The organism is Ralstonia sp. 25mfcol4.1, from assembly GCF_900104095.1.
GTDB lineage: Bacteria > Pseudomonadota > Gammaproteobacteria > Burkholderiales > Burkholderiaceae > Cupriavidus.
On record NZ_FNJO01000014.1, the window covers coordinates 47,947 to 62,819 of the forward strand.

The 14,873-nt window shown below is 67.0% G+C and carries 16 protein-coding genes; 9 read left to right on the plus strand and 7 right to left on the minus strand.

Annotation, left to right across the window (positions count from 1 at the left end; genetic code table 11):
* Positions 1-13: 13 nt before the first annotated feature.
* Positions 14-2,140 (minus strand): TonB-dependent siderophore receptor, encoded by a 2,127-nt coding sequence (locus tag BLQ58_RS21985; protein WP_029050696.1) that lies wholly within the window; start codon positions 2,138-2,140, stop codon positions 14-16.
* A gap of 256 nt (positions 2,141-2,396) precedes the next feature.
* Here BLQ58_RS21985 and BLQ58_RS21990 point away from each other — a divergent pair, with 256 nt between their 5' ends.
* Positions 2,397-3,164: a 5'-methylthioadenosine/adenosylhomocysteine nucleosidase gene (locus BLQ58_RS21990; RefSeq protein WP_029050697.1), complete on the plus strand. Its 768-nt coding sequence runs from the start codon at positions 2,397-2,399 to the stop codon at positions 3,162-3,164.
* 52 nt (positions 3,165-3,216) lie between these two features.
* On the opposite strand, the gene BLQ58_RS21995 is transcribed toward BLQ58_RS21990, so the two are convergent.
* The gene (locus BLQ58_RS21995; RefSeq protein WP_029050698.1) at positions 3,217-3,459 is read right to left on the minus strand and encodes a hypothetical protein; all 243 of its coding nucleotides are present in this window, start codon (positions 3,457-3,459) and stop codon (positions 3,217-3,219) included.
* A 157-nt stretch (positions 3,460-3,616) separates the two neighbouring features.
* On the opposite strand from BLQ58_RS21995, the gene hemA reads away from it, so the two are divergent.
* The 6 genes from hemA (at position 3,617) to BLQ58_RS22025 (ending at position 8,705) form a co-directional block, all read left to right on the plus strand.
* Positions 3,617-4,921 carry a glutamyl-tRNA reductase gene (gene hemA, locus BLQ58_RS22000; protein ID WP_029050699.1) on the plus strand — a complete coding sequence of 435 codons (1,305 nt, stop codon included), beginning with the start codon at positions 3,617-3,619 and terminating at the stop codon, positions 4,919-4,921.
* 109 nt (positions 4,922-5,030) lie between these two features.
* A complete protein-coding gene (gene prfA / locus BLQ58_RS22005) occupies positions 5,031-6,113 on the plus strand; it encodes a peptide chain release factor 1 (RefSeq protein ID WP_029050700.1) in 1,083 nt (360 codons plus the stop codon).
* A 193-nt stretch (positions 6,114-6,306) separates the two neighbouring features.
* Positions 6,307-6,636: a hypothetical protein gene (locus tag BLQ58_RS22010; RefSeq protein ID WP_029050701.1), complete on the plus strand. Its 330-nt coding sequence runs from the start codon at positions 6,307-6,309 to the stop codon at positions 6,634-6,636.
* Positions 6,637-6,781: 145 nt separating this feature from the next.
* Positions 6,782-7,654 (plus strand): peptide chain release factor N(5)-glutamine methyltransferase, encoded by an 873-nt coding sequence (gene prmC, locus BLQ58_RS22015; RefSeq protein ID WP_029050702.1) that lies wholly within the window; start codon positions 6,782-6,784, stop codon positions 7,652-7,654.
* Positions 7,655-7,761: 107 nt separating this feature from the next.
* Positions 7,762-8,073 (plus strand): Grx4 family monothiol glutaredoxin, encoded by a 312-nt coding sequence (gene grxD, locus BLQ58_RS22020; protein ID WP_029050703.1) that lies wholly within the window; start codon positions 7,762-7,764, stop codon positions 8,071-8,073.
* 17 nt (positions 8,074-8,090) lie between these two features.
* Positions 8,091-8,705 (plus strand): UbiX family flavin prenyltransferase, encoded by a 615-nt coding sequence (locus BLQ58_RS22025; RefSeq protein WP_029050704.1) that lies wholly within the window; start codon positions 8,091-8,093, stop codon positions 8,703-8,705.
* A gap of 96 nt (positions 8,706-8,801) precedes the next feature.
* Here BLQ58_RS22025 and BLQ58_RS22030 read toward each other — a convergent pair whose 3' ends face one another.
* From BLQ58_RS22030 to BLQ58_RS22040, 3 genes are all read right to left on the minus strand, one after another.
* Complete coding sequence (locus BLQ58_RS22030; protein WP_175459967.1) at positions 8,802-9,032, minus strand: hypothetical protein; 231 nt, start codon at positions 9,030-9,032, stop codon at positions 8,802-8,804.
* A 151-nt stretch (positions 9,033-9,183) separates the two neighbouring features.
* Positions 9,184-10,707, minus strand: coding sequence for an L-piperidine-6-carboxylate dehydrogenase (locus BLQ58_RS22035; RefSeq protein WP_092602048.1), 1,524 nt, complete (start codon positions 10,705-10,707; stop codon positions 9,184-9,186).
* Entirely contained in the window at positions 10,704-11,897 is a 1,194-nt protein-coding gene (locus tag BLQ58_RS22040; RefSeq protein ID WP_092602050.1) for a saccharopine dehydrogenase family protein, read from the minus strand. The genes BLQ58_RS22035 and BLQ58_RS22040 overlap by 4 nt, the downstream gene beginning before the upstream one ends.
* Positions 11,898-12,035: 138 nt before the next feature.
* Here BLQ58_RS22040 and BLQ58_RS22045 point away from each other — a divergent pair, with 138 nt between their 5' ends.
* Both BLQ58_RS22045 and dapB read left to right on the plus strand, forming a co-directional pair.
* Positions 12,036-12,485 carry an Lrp/AsnC family transcriptional regulator gene (locus BLQ58_RS22045; RefSeq protein ID WP_092602052.1) on the plus strand — a complete coding sequence of 150 codons (450 nt, stop codon included), beginning with the start codon at positions 12,036-12,038 and terminating at the stop codon, positions 12,483-12,485.
* 107 nt (positions 12,486-12,592) lie between these two features.
* Complete coding sequence (gene dapB / locus BLQ58_RS22050; protein WP_092602054.1) at positions 12,593-13,402, plus strand: 4-hydroxy-tetrahydrodipicolinate reductase; 810 nt, start codon at positions 12,593-12,595, stop codon at positions 13,400-13,402.
* A gap of 69 nt (positions 13,403-13,471) precedes the next feature.
* On the opposite strand, the gene BLQ58_RS22055 is transcribed toward dapB, so the two are convergent.
* Together BLQ58_RS22055 and BLQ58_RS22060 are read right to left on the minus strand one after the other, a co-directional pair.
* Positions 13,472-14,266: a hypothetical protein gene (locus BLQ58_RS22055; RefSeq protein WP_092602056.1), complete on the minus strand. Its 795-nt coding sequence runs from the start codon at positions 14,264-14,266 to the stop codon at positions 13,472-13,474.
* Positions 14,267-14,370: 104 nt separating this feature from the next.
* Entirely contained in the window at positions 14,371-14,652 is a 282-nt protein-coding gene (locus tag BLQ58_RS22060; RefSeq protein ID WP_092602058.1) for a hypothetical protein, read from the minus strand.
* Positions 14,653-14,873: the final 221 nt, after the last annotated feature.

The following is a 14,873-nucleotide window of genomic DNA, read 5'->3' on the forward strand; positions in this document are numbered from 1 at the left end:
GGAACCGGACGCGTCAGAAGCGGTAGGTCACGTTGCCGATGATCGAACGTTGCGTGCCGAAGAAGCAGTCGCCGCGCGCGATACAGCTATAGACGTACTGCTTGCCGAACACGTTGTTCATGTTCAGCGATACGCGCACCGGGCCGCGATCGTAGGCCACCACGGCGTCGAACACCGTGAAGCCGCCCACCCGGTTGTTGCCCGTGCCGTCCGTGCTCGGACCGTTGTACCGCGCGCCGGCGCCGGCCAGGAAGCCCGGGATATCGAACAGGCTGAAGCGATAGTTGGCCCACAGCGACGCCGTGTTGGCCGGCACGCTGGCAAGCCGCTGCCCCTGCTCGGCCGCCGTGCCTTCGAGCGTCCTGGCGTTCAGGAACGTGTAGGCGGCGATCAGGTCCAGCCGGCCGAGCGACACCAGCGCCTCCAGTTCGGCGCCGCGCGTGCGGGCCTCGCCGATCTGCACCGTGCCCGCCATGCCGTTGACCACGCCGGCCACCTTGCGGTTTTCCTCGCGCATGTCGAACACGGCCGCCGTCAGCGTCATGTTCCTGCCCGGCGGCTGGTACTTGATACCGGCCTCCCACTGCTTGCCGCGCAGCGGCTTGAATGCCGTGCCGTCGACATTGAAACCGGCCTGCCCCTGGAACGACTCGGCATAGCTGACATACGGGTTCAGCCCGAAGTCGGACCGGTACATCAGGCCGAATCGCTTGGTCAGTTCGTTGTCGTCACGCGAGGCCGACGGCGTGTTGTCCTGCGCCGCGCGCGACCAGTCGTAGCGCAGCCCCACCATCAGCAGCCACTTGTCCCATTCGATCTGGTCCTGCAGGTACACGCCGGTCTGGATCTGCTTGGCCGGCGGCAGGTCACGGAACGCCGTCGGCGCCACGTAGTTGCCGTAGACCGGGTTGAACACGTTGATCGGCGCGGCCGATCCGTTGGCATTGGTGCGGCCCGTGCTCTCGCTGTTCTGGTAGTCCATTCCGGCCAGGAACGTGTGGCCAACCGGGCCGGTGCGGAACTTCGCCTGGCCCTGGGTATCCACGGCGAACTGGTTCAGCGTGGGCTGGTTCAGGTAGAGCACGCGGCGCAGCATGGTGTCGCTGCCCGGCACCCAGCCGTGCGTGGCGCCGGTGAAGCCGGTGGTGTAGATGCTGCGGTAGTCCACCGTGCTGTGCGAGTAACGCAGGTTCTGGCGCACCGTGAAGGTGTCGTTGAAACGGTGCGAGAACTGGTAGCCCACGGCGTGCTGCTCGGCCGTGTACTTGTCGAATCCCGGTTCGCTGACGAAGAAGTTCTGCGGAATCTGGCCGGCCGGGTTCTCAATCAGGGTGCCGCGCCACGGGAAGAAGCCGATCATCGTGCCGCTGTCGTCCTTCTGGAAGTTGGCCAGCAGCGTGAATTCGGTGTCGGCGTTCGGCCGGTACGTCAGCGACGGCGCGATGAAATACCTGTTGTCCTTCACGTAGTCCACCGACGCATCGCTGTCGCGCGCCATCGCCACGAAGCGGTACAGCCACTTGCCATCGGCATCGATCGGGCCGGTAAAGTCGGCCTGGATCTGCTTGCGGTTGTAGTTGCCGAAGCTCACGCCGATCTCGCGCGCCGCCTCCGCCTGCGGCCGCTTCGACACCAGGTTCACGACGCCGCCCACGGCGCCCTGGCCGTACAGCATGCCCGACGGCCCCTTCAGCACTTCAATGCGCTCCAGCGCGTAGGGATCGGGGCGGGTGTTGTTATAGAAGCCGACCGCGTTCAGCAGGCCGTCCAGGTATTGGGTGGAATCGGTGCCGCGAATCTTGATCGTATCGGTACGGTTGTCGTTGGCGAAGCCGGCCGTGGTGACGCCGGCCGTATAGCCCACCGCCTGCGCCACCGACTGCGCACCCTGCAACTCCATGCGATCCCGCGTGATGACCGTGATCGACTGCGGCGTCTCGACGATCGGCGTATCGGTCTTGGTGGCCGTCACGGCGCGCTTGGCCACGAAGCCCTGCACCGGGCCCGTGGGCGACTCCACGCCGCTGCTGCCGCTGACCGTCACCACGGGCAGGCTGTGATGGGCCGGTTCGGCGGCGGGCACCTGTTCCTGGGCGATGGCGAGGCTGGCGGCCTGCATGCTCAGGGCAAGGGTGGTCATCTGAAGGACGTGCGAGCGGCAAACGCGGCCCCGGGCGCGGACTGACATGGATTTCTCTCTCGTTGCTTATCGAAAATACGAATGCGAATGAATCGCATTAATCGCAACGGATTGTAACGCCATGTATTGCAAAGCACACAATCGAACACTATTGTCATGTTCGAATGTCGCACGCTGTCCACACTTGGCCCGGCTTCCGCATCGATCCCGTCGCCGGTAAGCTGGCGCCGTTTTCGATCCAGTCCGACACCCCACCATGACTCTCGGCATCCTCGCCGCCCTGCATCACGAAGTAGACGGCCTGATCGCCGCCATGCGCCATGAAGACGCCCGCGCCACCATGCAAACCATCGGCATGCGCGATTACTACCGCGGCACGCTGCATAGCCAGCCCGTGGTCCTGGTGCTGGCGCGTGTCGGCAAGGTGGCGGCAGCGGCTACCACGGTGACACTTATCCGGGAATTTGGCGTCGACGAGATCGTTTTTACGGGCCTCGCAGGCGGAGTGGGCACTGACGTACGGGTGGGCGACATCGTGGTGGCCGACCGCACCGTCCAGCACGACATGGATGCGCGCCCGCTGTTTCCGCGCCACGAGGTGCCCCTGCTGGACCGGGCCGAATTCCCGGCCGACCCCGTACTCACCGCTGCGTTGCGCGGCGCGGCGGAAGACTTCCTGCGCGACGATCTGGCCACCGAGGTGCCTGATGGCGTGCTGGCCCGCTTCGGCGTCGATCAGCCGCGCCTGCACGTCGGCATGATTGCCAGCGGCGACCAGTTCATCAACGCGCCGGCGGCCGTTGCCGATTTGCGACAGGCCCTGCCCGGACTGCAGGCGGTGGAAATGGAGGGCGCCGCGCTGGCGCAGATCTGCCACGAATATGGCGTGCCCTACGCCTTGATGCGCACCGTGTCCGACCGAGCGGACGATACGGCACATGTAGATTTTTCGTCGTTTTTGCGCGACGTGGCCCGCCATTACTCCAGCGCCATCCTGCGTCGCTTTCTGGACGCAAGAGGCTGATCAGGCATATCGGCCTGGGCGCCGGTTCCCGACCATTTTGTTCGTTCTGAAATTACCGGCGGGGCCGCGCCACGCCCCACACAGCCACGAGCAGCGCCGCGCCGGCGATGGCGGCGGCCCATCCGAATATCTGCCCGTCGGTAAACAGATGCGCTGCGCGCCCGCCATAGAACGCGGCGAGCGCGCCCAGCACGCCCAGCAATAGCGCGGTCGGCACGGTGACGACGCGGCCGGCCGGGTGCAAAAGCCGTCCGCCGAAACCCACCACTGCGCCCACCACTGCCAGTCCGAACATAACAACTCCCGTGTCTTTTGATCCACAGCAAAAGTGGATGTGTCGTAACGATACTGCAGGTCGGCGGCGCCGCTCGGGGTTCCCTGCAACTTTGTAACGGGGCGGTATAATGACCACCGCTTCCGGCACCGTTCCGGACGGCAACCCAACCCCACAAATGCAACTGCTCGCGATCGGTATCAATCACACCACGGCACCCGTCTCGCTCCGCGAGCGTGTGGCGTTTCCGCTTGAGCAGATCAAACCCGCACTCGGCGCGCTGCGCACCCACCTGGCTGGGCGCAACGGCACCGAGGCCGCCATTCTTTCCACCTGCAACCGTACCGAGATCTACTGCGCCACCGATGTGCTGCAGCCGGGTCAGGAAGGTTTCGAGCACACGCTGCGCTGGCTGGCCCAGCATCACAACGTGCCCGCAGGGGATCTGGCGCCGCATTTGTACGCCCTGCCCCAGTCCGAAGCCGTGCGCCACGCCTTCCGCGTGGCCAGCGGGCTCGACTCGATGGTGCTGGGCGAAACCCAGATTCTGGGGCAGCTCAAGGACGCGGTGCGTACCGCTGGCGAAGCCGGCGCGCTGGGCACCTACCTGAACCAGCTGTTCCAGCGCACGTTCGCGGTGGCCAAGGAAGTGCGCGGCCAGACCGAGATCGGCGCGCACTCCGTATCGATGGCCGCGGCCGCCGTGCGTCTGGCCCAGCGGATTTTCGAAAGTGTGTCGACGCAGCGCGTGCTGTTCATCGGCGCCGGCGAGATGATCGAACTGTGCGCCACGCACTTCGCCGCGCAGAAGCCGCGCCAGGTGGTGGTGGCCAACCGCACCGTGGAACGCGGCGAGAAGCTGGCCGAGCAGTTGGCCGAGCAGGGCCTGACCACGCAGGCCATCCGCCTGCAGGACCTGGGCGAGCGCCTGCACGAGTTCGACATCGTCGTGTCGTGCACCGCAAGCTCGCTGCCGATCATCGGCCTGGGTGCGGTGGAGCGCGCGGTCAAGCGGCGCAAGCACCGCCCGATCATGATGGTCGACCTGGCCGTACCGCGCGACGTCGAACCCGAAGTGGCGCGCCTGAACGACGTGTTCCTCTATACCGTCGACGACCTTGGCGCCGTCGTGCGCGAGGGCAACGCGATGCGCCAGGCCGCCGTGGCCCAGGCCGAGGCCATCATCGAATCGCGCGTGCAGAACTTCATGCACTGGCTCGAAACGCGCAGCGTGGTGCCCGTGATCCGCGACCTGCAGGCCAGCGGCGAAGCCATCCGCCAGGCCGAAATGGAGCGTGCCCGCCGCATGCTGGCGCGTGGCGACGATCCGGCCGCCGTGCTCGAAGCCCTGTCCGGCGCGCTGACCCGCAAGTTCCTGCACGGCCCCACGCACGCGCTGAACCACACCCAGGGCGAAGACCGCGAGGCGCTGCTGCGCCTGGTGCCGGGCCTGTTCCGCCACAGCAGTCACTCGGAACGCTAGCCGCGTTGTCCATGCCGCGCCGGCGTCCGCCGGCGCCACCGGGTATCCGCCCGCCGATCCGCGCCGTGGCCACGCCACCGCGTCCCCCAGCCTCCCGATTCCGCTACCGATGAAACCCAGCATGCTCCACAAGCTCGACCAGCTGGCCGAGCGACTCGACGAAGTCAACGCCCTGCTCGCCAGCGAAACGGCCACGGCGGACATGGACCAGTACCGCAAGCTGTCGCGCGAACATGCCGAACTGTCGCCGGTGGCCGAGCAGTACGCGCAGTATCGCCAGGCGCAGGACGACCTGGCCACCGCGCAGGCGCTGCTGGACGATCCCGAGATGAAGGACTTTGCCGCCGACGAGATCGCCGCCGCGCGCGAACGGCTCGACGGCCTGGAGAAATCGCTGCAGACGCTGCTGCTGCCCAGGGACCCCAACGACGACCGCAACCTGCTGCTCGAAATCCGCGCCGGCACCGGCGGCGAGGAAAGCGCGCTGTTCGCGGCCGACCTGCTGCGCATGTACACGCGCTATGCGGAACGCCGGCGCTGGCAGGTGGAAATCATGAGCGAATCCGCATCGGACCTCGGCGGCTACAAGGAAGTGATCGTGCGCATTGCCGGCGACGCCGCGTTCTCGAAGCTCAAGTTCGAGTCGGGCGGCCATCGCGTGCAGCGCGTGCCGGCCACCGAGGCGCAGGGCCGCATCCATACGTCGGCCTGCACCGTGGCCGTGATGCCCGAGGCCGACGAGGTGGGCGAGGTCGAGATCAATCCGTCAGACCTGCGTGTCGATACGTTCCGCGCGTCGGGCGCGGGCGGCCAGCACGTGAACAAGACCGACTCCGCCGTGCGCCTGACCCACCTGCCCACCGGCATCGTGGTGGAGTGCCAGGACGACCGCAGCCAGCACCGCAACAAGGAAAAAGCCATGAAGGTGCTGGCCGCGCGGATCAAGGACGGCCAGTTGCGCGCGGCCCAGGCCAAGGAAGCCAGCACGCGGCGCAACCTGATCGGCTCCGGCGACCGCAGCGACCGCATCCGCACGTACAACTTCCCGCAGGGCCGGGTGACGGATCATCGCATCAACCTGACGCTGTACAAGATCGACATGATCATGGACGGCGACCTCGACGAACTGCTCGGATCGCTGGCCGCCGAGCATCAGGCCGACCAGCTGGCGGCGCTGGGCGAGGATGCCTGACGGGGACCAGGCGCCACCGAAGTTTGTAACCTAGGTAAATGCTTGAAACAGCACTGGCTTGTAAAAAGGCGCTGTCTATAATCGATTTCGACCAGACCACCCCAATACGTCACTTTGTGAGACACCGGCGCATTTGGGGGCATCGAAGTCTGGCTGGATGTCACTCCTCCAACAGACACACAAGGACGAAATCATGAACAAACTGCTCGCCGTGCTGATGCTTACCGCCGCCATTTCCGTTGCCGCCTGCGGCAAGAAGGAAGAGGCTCCGCAAACCAACGCTGACAGCGCCATGCAAAGCGCCGCGGAATCGGCCAAGGCCGCTGCCAGCGATGCCGCCGCGGCCGCTGCGAATGCCGCCGACGCCGCCAAGGCCGCCGCCAGCGGCGTGGCCTCGGATGTCTCGGCCGCTGCCGACAAGGCCCGCGAAGACGCCGGCAATGCCATGGCCCACGCCAAGGAAGCCACCAAGGACGCCGTCAACACCACCGCCGACAAGGCCAAGGACGCCGTCAACAAGTAATAGCCCTACGCAGGCGCGCACGGAAGCCGGCCCCGAATGGGCTTACACTAGACGCCTGAAAGCAGAGCCACGCGAAAACCCCGTCAGGCCCACGTCCGACGGGGTTTTTTGCGAACCGGCCGCCGATTGTCCAGACGCACCGCCGATGTCCTCGAACCCTCCGGGCGATTTTCCGCCCCTGCCATCCACGCCCACCCTGCGCGAAGCGCAGACGCTTGCCGCCATGGCCGGCCTGCCGGCGCTGGAGGCGCGCATGCTGCTGTCCCACGTCACCGGGCTCACGCGCACCCAGCTGATCACCCGCGACCAGGACCATCTCAATGATGCACAACGTGATGCATTTTCCACGTTGCTGGCGCGGCGGCTGACCGGGGAACCGATGGCGTACCTGCTGGGCGAACGCGAATTCTTCGGCCGCACGTTCCGCGTCACGCCCGATGTGCTGATTCCACGCCCCGACACCGAAGTGGCGGCAGAGGCATCGCTGGCCCGTCTGGCCGGCGTCCACACGCCGCGCGTGCTGGACATGGGCACCGGCTCCGGCATCCTGGCCATCACCATCGCCCGCGAGCGGCCCGACGCCGAGGTCTGGGCCACCGACATTTCGCCCGGCGCGCTGATGGTGGCGCAGGACAACGCCCGTGCGCTGCAGGCGGACAATATCCGGTTCCTGGTGTCTGACTGGTATCACGCGCTGCCGCCCGGGCTGCGGTTTCACCTCATCGTCAGCAATCCGCCCTATATCGCGGCGGGCGATCCGCACCTGGCCGAAGGCGACCTGCGCTTCGAGCCGATCGACGCGCTGACCGATCACGAGGACGGCCTGGCCGACCTGCGGGCCATCGTCGCCGGCGCCCCGCAGCGGCTGGTGCCGCAGGGCTGGCTACTGATGGAGCACGGCTACGACCAGGGCTACGCCACCCGCCACCTGCTGACCAGCGCGGGTTTTGCCGAGGTGTTCACGGCACGCGACCTGGGCGGCAACGAACGCTGTAGCGGCGGCCGGCTGCCGGGCTGACGCCTGGGTCCGGCCCAGGCGTGCGACTGGCTGATACCCCTACCTGATGCCGAAGCCCGATTCCGGTAAAATCCGCTGATCCCCCATGCAACCGGACCGTTTTCATCATGAGTGACGTACAACAGAAGATCGACCAGATCGTGAAGGGCAGCCCCGTCGTGCTGTTCATGAAGGGCACCGCCCAGTTTCCGATGTGCGGTTTCTCGGGCCGCGCGATCCAGATCCTGAAGGCCTGCGGCGTTGACGCGCCGACCACGGTCAACGTGCTCGAAGACGAGGCCATCCGTCAGGGCATCAAGGAATACGCCAGCTGGCCGACCATTCCGCAGCTGTACGTGAACGGCGAGTTCGTCGGCGGCTCGGACATCATGATGGAGATGTACCAGAACGGCGAACTGCAATCGCTGCTGAAGGCCTGAGCCTGTCTGGAACTGCCATGCCTGTGAATCAGGGCGGCGTGCCGCAACGGCTGATCGTCGCCATCACGGGTGCCACGGGCGCCGTCTACGGTGTCCGGCTGCTACAGGTGCTGCGCGATGTGAGCGGCGTGGAAACCCACCTGCTGATGTCGCCGGCCGGCATCATGAACCTGCAGCACGAACTCGACATCGGCCGCGCGGAAGTCGAGGCGCTGGCCGATGTGGTTCACAACGTGCGCGATATCGGCGCCACCATTGCCAGCGGATCGTTCCGCGCCCATGCGATGATCGTGGCACCGTGCTCGATGCGCACGCTGGCCGCCGTGGCCCACGGCCTCTCGGACAACCTGATCACCCGCGCGGCCGACGTCACGCTCAAGGAACGCCGCAAGCTGGTGCTGATGGTGCGTGAAACCCCGCTGAACCTGGCCCACCTGCGCAACATGACCGCCGTCACCGAGATGGGCGGCATCGTATTTCCGCCAGTGCCGGGCTTCTATCAGAAGCCGCAAAGCATTGCCGAGCTGGTCGACCATACCGTCGGCCGCGTGCTCGACCTGGTGGACCTGCGCGATATCGGCGAAACGCTCGCGCCCGGATGGGGCGGGCTGAACGGCGGCGCGAGCGACTGAGAAAAGTCCCCTGCCTTCTCCCCTCTGCCACCTGTGTAGAGGGGAATCGTCCCTGTGGAGAGGGGAATCGTCCTTCAGGCGCTGACGCGCCCTTGCTTACCAGTGCCGGTACCGGCGCCCATAGTAACCACCGTAGTACCCGCCACCGTAGTAACCATACGATGGCCGCACCACCACGGCCGGCGGCGACACGTACACCGGCGCGGGCGCCACCGCGACCGGGGCCGGGCCGACCTCCGGCCCGTACGGCGTGGGATACACCGCGCAGCCGCCAAGCATGGCCGCGCCAGTCACTGCCAGACCCAACACAATCGCTTTCGTTCTCATCACAACGTCCTTTTTGTCCCAGGCATTGCGTCATCTCAATGCGCTGTCGTTAAGAACGTTATACGGGTGGGTCCGGTAATACAGCGTCAAGGCGCTGTAACCCTTGTTACGATTCGCAACGACTTCATGCACGTAAGCGCCCTCCGCCGCCTCACACGTCGAAGCGGATGCCCTGGGCGAGCGGCAGGGTGTCGCCGTAGTTGATCGTATTGGTGGCCCGGCGCATATAGCCCTTCCACGCATCGGACCCCGACTCCCGGCCGCCGCCCGTTGCCTTCTCGCCGCCGAACGCGCCGCCGATCTCCGCCCCGCTGGTGCCGATGTTGACGTTGGCGATGCCGCAGTCGCTGCCCGCCGCCGACAGGAACATCTCGGCCTCGCGCAACGACTCGGTAAAGATGCACGACGACAGGCCATGCGATGACGCATTGTTCAGCGCGATGGCTTCGTCCAGCGATGTGTACGGCATCAGGTAGAGGATGGGCGCGAAGGTCTCGGTCAGCATCGTGTCATGCTGGGTGTCGGTCAGCACCAGGGCCGGCCGCACGTAGCAGGCGCGCGGGAAGCGGTCGGTCAGCAGCCGTTCGCCGCCATGCACGACATTGCCCTGCGCGCGGCAACTGGCCAGCGCGTTGGCCATGGCGTCGCCGGCCGCTGCATCGATCAACGGCCCGACCAGCGTGCCGTCCTGCAGCGGATCGCCCACCGGCAGGCGCGCATACACCTGTCGCAGACGCTGCGTCACGGCCTCGATCCTGTCCGCGTGCACGAACGCGCGGCGCAACGTGGTGCAACGCTGCCCCGCCGTGCCCGCCGCCGCGAACGTCATCGCGCGGATGGTCAGTTCCAGGTTGGCCGAGGGCGCGACGATCGCCGCGTTGTTCCCCCCCAGCTCCAGGATGGCGCGCTTGAAGTGCGCGGCGCAGGCCATGCCGACCTCCCGGCCCATGCGCGTGGAGCCGGTCGCGCTCATCAACCGCACCGAAGGATGCTGCACCAGTGTCTGCCCCAGCTGCCGCCCGCCGGTCAGCACACAGCACAGCCCCGCAAGCTGCGGCGCATGGTCGTCGAACACCCGGTCCAGCAGGCCCTGCACGGCCAGCGCGCAAAGCGGCGTCTTTTCCGATGGCTTCCACACCACGCCATTGCCACACACCAGGGCCAGCGCGGCATTCCAGGCCCATACCGCCACCGGAAAGTTGAATGCCGAGATCACGCCGCACAGCCCATACGGATGCCAGGTCTCGCGCATCGCATGCGCGGGACGCTCGGACGCAATCGTCAGCCCGTGCAACTGGCGCGACAGGCCCACGGCGAAGTCGCAGATATCGATCATCTCCTGCACTTCGCCCAGCCCTTCCTGCAGGATCTTGCCGGCTTCGAGCGATACCAGCCGGCCCAGCGCCGTCTTGTGGACGCGCAGCGCCTCGCCCAGGCGGCGTACCACCTCGCCGCGCGCCGGCGCGGGCATCAGCGCCCAGACGCTCTGCGCCGCGTGGGCGCGGGCGATGCGGGCGTCGGCATCGGCGGGCGAACACACTGGCAACTGGCCGAACACCTCGCCGTCGATCGGCGAACGGACGGCCAGCGTGCCCGCGGCGGCAGCACCCGTCGAGGTCCATGGCAACGGCAGGCCCATCGCCTGCCAGCAATCGGCAAATTCCTGCGCTTTCATGCGAGCGTCTCCTGAAGAGGGTGCCGCGCGTAATGCTGGCCGAAGCGGTTGGCCAGAAAGCTGTCAAGCGGCATGGCCTCCTGTTTCACGAATCCGGACTGCGGCAACACCCCGGCGGCCACCAGATCCAGCGCGGTACAGATGCCGGCCGCCGTGGTCAGCTGGATCGCGTTGACATGACCGATGCCGGCGAAATCGTCCATGCCGCCGATCCGCGCGGAAAACGACGCCTGCGTCAACGGTCCGCGCGTGCCCTCGCCGCGCGCGCCGGGCGGATGGCCGGTGGCGCTGGCGAACACCACCACCACATCCTGCGCCGTCACCGGAATGGCGTGCTCGAAGATCTCGCGCAACCATTCGCGGCGTTCGCGCAACCGCAGGTCGTTCAGCAGCAGCTTCATCTGGGCGCAGTGGCCGGGATAGCGGATCGACTTGTAATCGACCTGGCGCGCGTGCCCGGCCAGCGTGTCGGGCAGCGTGCCCAGCCCTCCAGAGGTATTAAAGGCTTCGTACTCGACGCCGTCCAGTGCGAAGGACTCGTGCCCTTCCAGCGCGGGAAGCTCCACGCGGCGGCCGTCCACGATGGCCTCGCACGGATTGCAGTATTCGTTGATGAGTCCCTCGGTGCTCCACGTCAGGTTGTACTTGAGCGCGTTGCTCGGGTAGCGCGGCAGCGCGCCCACGCGCATGCGCAGGTCGTGCAGTTCGCCGCCGCCGCGCAGGAAGCGTTGCGCGAGGTCGTGCCCCACCACGCCGATAAAGCCGGGCGCCAGCCCGCACTGCGGCATCAGCACGGACCGCGCGCCGCCGGCCAGCGCGCGGATGGCATGGGTGGCCGCCACGTCCTCGGTCAGGTCGAAGTAATGCACGCCCAGGCGCGCGGCCACCGCGGCCACGTGGATGGCGGCATGAAACGGCAGCGCGTTCATCACTGCATCGGCACCGGCCAGCAGCGCCGCGCAGGTGCCGGGTTCGGTCGGATCGCCGGCCCGTACGTCGACGCCGCGCGGCACGCCATCGAGCCGGTGCGCGTCGTGATCGACCAGACAGACGCGGTAGTCGCCGGTATTGGCCAGCATCGCGGCAATCACGCGGCCGATCTTGCCAGCGCCAAGCACGACCACCGAAAGCGGACGGGGGGCGAGAGTCAGGTCGCGCACCGCAGCGGGACCGAGCGTGGAAGCTTGCATGGCTCACTCCGTCAGGAACTTGTTGTTGGTGAGTGAAGTATGGGCAGCCGCGCGCACGTTTTATAGCCACAAGATTGACGAAACCCCGGCATAATCGGTCACATTGACATAGCATTTTGACGAATCGTCATCGACACCATGGCTGACCTAGACCAGACCGACCGCCACCTGCTGGCCTTGTTGCAGGCCAATGCGCGGGAGAGCGCGGCCAACCTGTCGCGCGCGCTGGGTATCGCGCGCACGACCGTGGTGGCCCGCATCGCCCGACTGGAACGCACGGGCGTGATCGCCGGCTACGGCGTGCGGCTGGGCAGCGAGATGGAAGACAACGCCATCCTGGCGTTCTGCGGACTGTCGGTGCAGCCGAAGGCGGCGCCGGCCGTGGTGCGCGCGCTGCAGCGATTCCCCGAGGTGGAAGAACTGAATTCGGTCAGCGGCCCGGTGGACTACATGGCCGTGATCCGCTGCGATACCCACGCGCGGCTGGACAAGCTGCTGGACGAGATCGGCATGCTCGACGGCGTGAACCACACCACCACGTCGATCGTGCTGGCGCGCAAGATCGACCGCCGGCGCGCCGCCGACTAGCCGTTGCCGGTTGCGGCTGGAAACACCGGGCATTGCCAGGCATCGCCAGCGCGATTGAATCGGGCGCGCTATGCTTGCCCTCCTTGCAACCGGAGCGGGAGAGAACGATGAACGAGACGATTCGCGTTGCCGTGGGCGGCGTCACCGGCTGGGCCGGCGGCGAACTGGCGCGCGGCGTGGCCCACGCCGCCGACATGACGCTGGTGGCCGGACTGTCGCGCGGCGCGGCGGGCCAGACGCTGGCCAGCCTGACCGGCCACAAGGACACGCCGGGCGTGGCGGCGGCCAGCATCGAGGAACTGGGCAAGACGCCGTATGACGTCTATGTCGAATACACCAAGCCGGTGATCGCCAAGCACAACATTCTGCAGGCACTGGCGCACGGCGCGCATGTCGTGGTGGGCACGTCGGGGCTGTCCGACGACGACTATGCCGAGATCGACGCCGCCGCGCGCAAGGCCGACCGTGGCGTGCTGGCCTGCGGCAACTTCGCGATCACGGTGGTCTTGCTGCAGAAGTTTGCCGAGATGGCGGCACGCCACCTCGACCATTGGGAAATCATCGACTACGCCAAGGCGGGCAAGGTGGATGTGCCGTCCGGCACGGTGCGCGAACTGGCGTTCCGGCTAGGCCAGGTCAAGCAGGCGGCGCAGGCCGTGCCCGTGGACCAGGTCAGCGGTCCCAGGGAGACGCGCGGCGCGACGATGTCCGGCTCGCAGGTGCATGCCGTGCGGCTGCCGGGATACCAGTTGGGAGTCGAGGTGATCTTCGGCGCCGATGGCCAGCGCCTGCACATCCGGCACGAAGCCGGCGACGGCTCCAAGCCTTATGTGTCCGGCGCGCTGCTGGCCATACGCAAGGTGCATACCGTGCGCGGTGTAGTGCGCGGCCTGGACAAGGTGATGGAAGGGCTCTGACGCTGGCGGGCCTGCGGTCTGACGTTCTGCCGGCCTGACGGCGGGCAGCCCTGCCGCCAGGCGGTCGGCCTACCAGCTGCCCGGGTTGATCGGCTTGGCCGGGGCTTTCTTTTCGGCCTTGTCGGCCTTGTCGGCCTTGTCCGTCTTCTCGGCCTTGTCGGTCTTTTCAGTCTTGTCGGACTTGCCGCCCTTGCCTGCCGCCGGGGGAGGCGGCGCCAGCGACTTGGCCACTTCGGCATCGCGGTTGGCCATCAGCGCGCGCGCCTGCGGCAGCAGCAGTTCGATCGTGCCTTCCGCCGGATTCTCGGGAATCGCATAAAGCTCGACGGTCAGCGGCTTGCGCATCCAGCCCGCGTGGATGCTTCGCACGTCCTTGCCGGCCTTGTCCTTCATGTCCACCATTTCCTGGCGGAACGGCTTGCCATAGCGGGCATTGAGCGCCTGCGCGGCGGCGTCCTGCGAGCGGATGCCGTCGGTCGGCACGATGACGCCCACCAACGCATTGCCATCGACCAGCGCCACCAGGCGCGGTCCGTCCATGAACGCCGGACGCTGGTCGCGCGGCACGCCCACCTGGCGCATCACGCCGTCGCCACGCAGTTCCACGCAGTAGGCGGTCACATCCTTGCCATCCGGGGTCCGGTGGTCGGCGCAATCGGGCAACGCGGGCAGCGGGCTGCCGATCTCGAGCGTATCGAGCATCGTCGAGAAACGGTCCTTGCCGTCGGGGACCGCTGCGGCGGCGGCATTCGGGGCCTTGGTGGCAGGCTGCGCGGCCGGTGCGGCCGGTGCAGCCGTGGCGGCTTGGGCGACAGACATCGCCAGCAGGGTGGCAACGGCCAGCCCGGCAAGAGGAAATCTCAAAACACACTCCTGAAAACGGCTCCGCATTGGAGCCGGCTCCGTCCCGAGGGTTCCTGCCGGGGATATGCGGCATCAACGATGTGATGCCGGGTCGACAAGCTGGGTCAGAGCATACGCTTCACGGCATGGAAGCATACCAGCGCGATGCCGATCAGCACCGTCCACAGGATCAGCTTCGGTACCTGGCTCGGCGGCAATTGCTGTGGCGGCGTGCGCCGGGCGGCGGGTGCGCGCATGCGGGTGCTGGACTGCAGGCCGCGTGTATGCCATATGACGGTGTCCGCGCCAAGGTCGTGCCATTGGGCGCTGTCACGTGACGTGCTGGTGTGCGGCTTGTCGGCGCGCGGCGTGGTCGGGCGCGGCGCGCCCGGTCGTTGTGTGGCCATCTTCTGCTCCCCCGAAATGCATCGAATGCCTGCCGACGAATTCTGTGCCGCCGGTACACATGCATTGCGGGCCGATCTGCTGCCGCCGTTCAATGCGAAGCAGATGTTAAGACATCGCCCATGCGTCCGCTACGGCGCTTCGCTGCCAAACCACACTTTCGCGAGCGTCCCGCCGGGGAAGTTTGTAACTGACCGTTACGGCCGCATTCGAGGGCCGCTTG

Excerpts from the sequence above, each read along its gene's own strand:
- BLQ58_RS21985 (WP_029050696.1), bottom strand. The coding sequence starts at position 2,140 with ATGACCACCCTTGCCCTGAGCATGCAGGCCGCCAGCCTCGCCATCGCC.
- BLQ58_RS21990 (WP_029050697.1), top strand. The coding sequence starts at position 2,397 with ATGACTCTCGGCATCCTCGCCGCCCTGCATCACGAAGTAGACGGCCTG.
- BLQ58_RS21995 (WP_029050698.1), bottom strand. The coding sequence starts at position 3,459 with ATGTTCGGACTGGCAGTGGTGGGCGCAGTGGTGGGTTTCGGCGGACGG.
- hemA (WP_029050699.1), top strand. The coding sequence starts at position 3,617 with ATGCAACTGCTCGCGATCGGTATCAATCACACCACGGCACCCGTCTCG.
- prfA (WP_029050700.1), top strand. The coding sequence starts at position 5,031 with ATGAAACCCAGCATGCTCCACAAGCTCGACCAGCTGGCCGAGCGACTC.
- BLQ58_RS22010 (WP_029050701.1), top strand. The coding sequence starts at position 6,307 with ATGAACAAACTGCTCGCCGTGCTGATGCTTACCGCCGCCATTTCCGTT.
- prmC (WP_029050702.1), top strand. The coding sequence starts at position 6,782 with ATGTCCTCGAACCCTCCGGGCGATTTTCCGCCCCTGCCATCCACGCCC.
- grxD (WP_029050703.1), top strand. The coding sequence starts at position 7,762 with ATGAGTGACGTACAACAGAAGATCGACCAGATCGTGAAGGGCAGCCCC.
- BLQ58_RS22025 (WP_029050704.1), top strand. The coding sequence starts at position 8,091 with ATGCCTGTGAATCAGGGCGGCGTGCCGCAACGGCTGATCGTCGCCATC.
- BLQ58_RS22030 (WP_175459967.1), bottom strand. The coding sequence starts at position 9,032 with ATGAGAACGAAAGCGATTGTGTTGGGTCTGGCAGTGACTGGCGCGGCC.
- BLQ58_RS22035 (WP_092602048.1), bottom strand. The coding sequence starts at position 10,707 with ATGAAAGCGCAGGAATTTGCCGATTGCTGGCAGGCGATGGGCCTGCCG.
- BLQ58_RS22040 (WP_092602050.1), bottom strand. The coding sequence starts at position 11,897 with ATGCAAGCTTCCACGCTCGGTCCCGCTGCGGTGCGCGACCTGACTCTC.
- BLQ58_RS22045 (WP_092602052.1), top strand. The coding sequence starts at position 12,036 with ATGGCTGACCTAGACCAGACCGACCGCCACCTGCTGGCCTTGTTGCAG.
- dapB (WP_092602054.1), top strand. The coding sequence starts at position 12,593 with ATGAACGAGACGATTCGCGTTGCCGTGGGCGGCGTCACCGGCTGGGCC.
- BLQ58_RS22060 (WP_092602058.1), bottom strand. The coding sequence starts at position 14,652 with ATGGCCACACAACGACCGGGCGCGCCGCGCCCGACCACGCCGCGCGCC.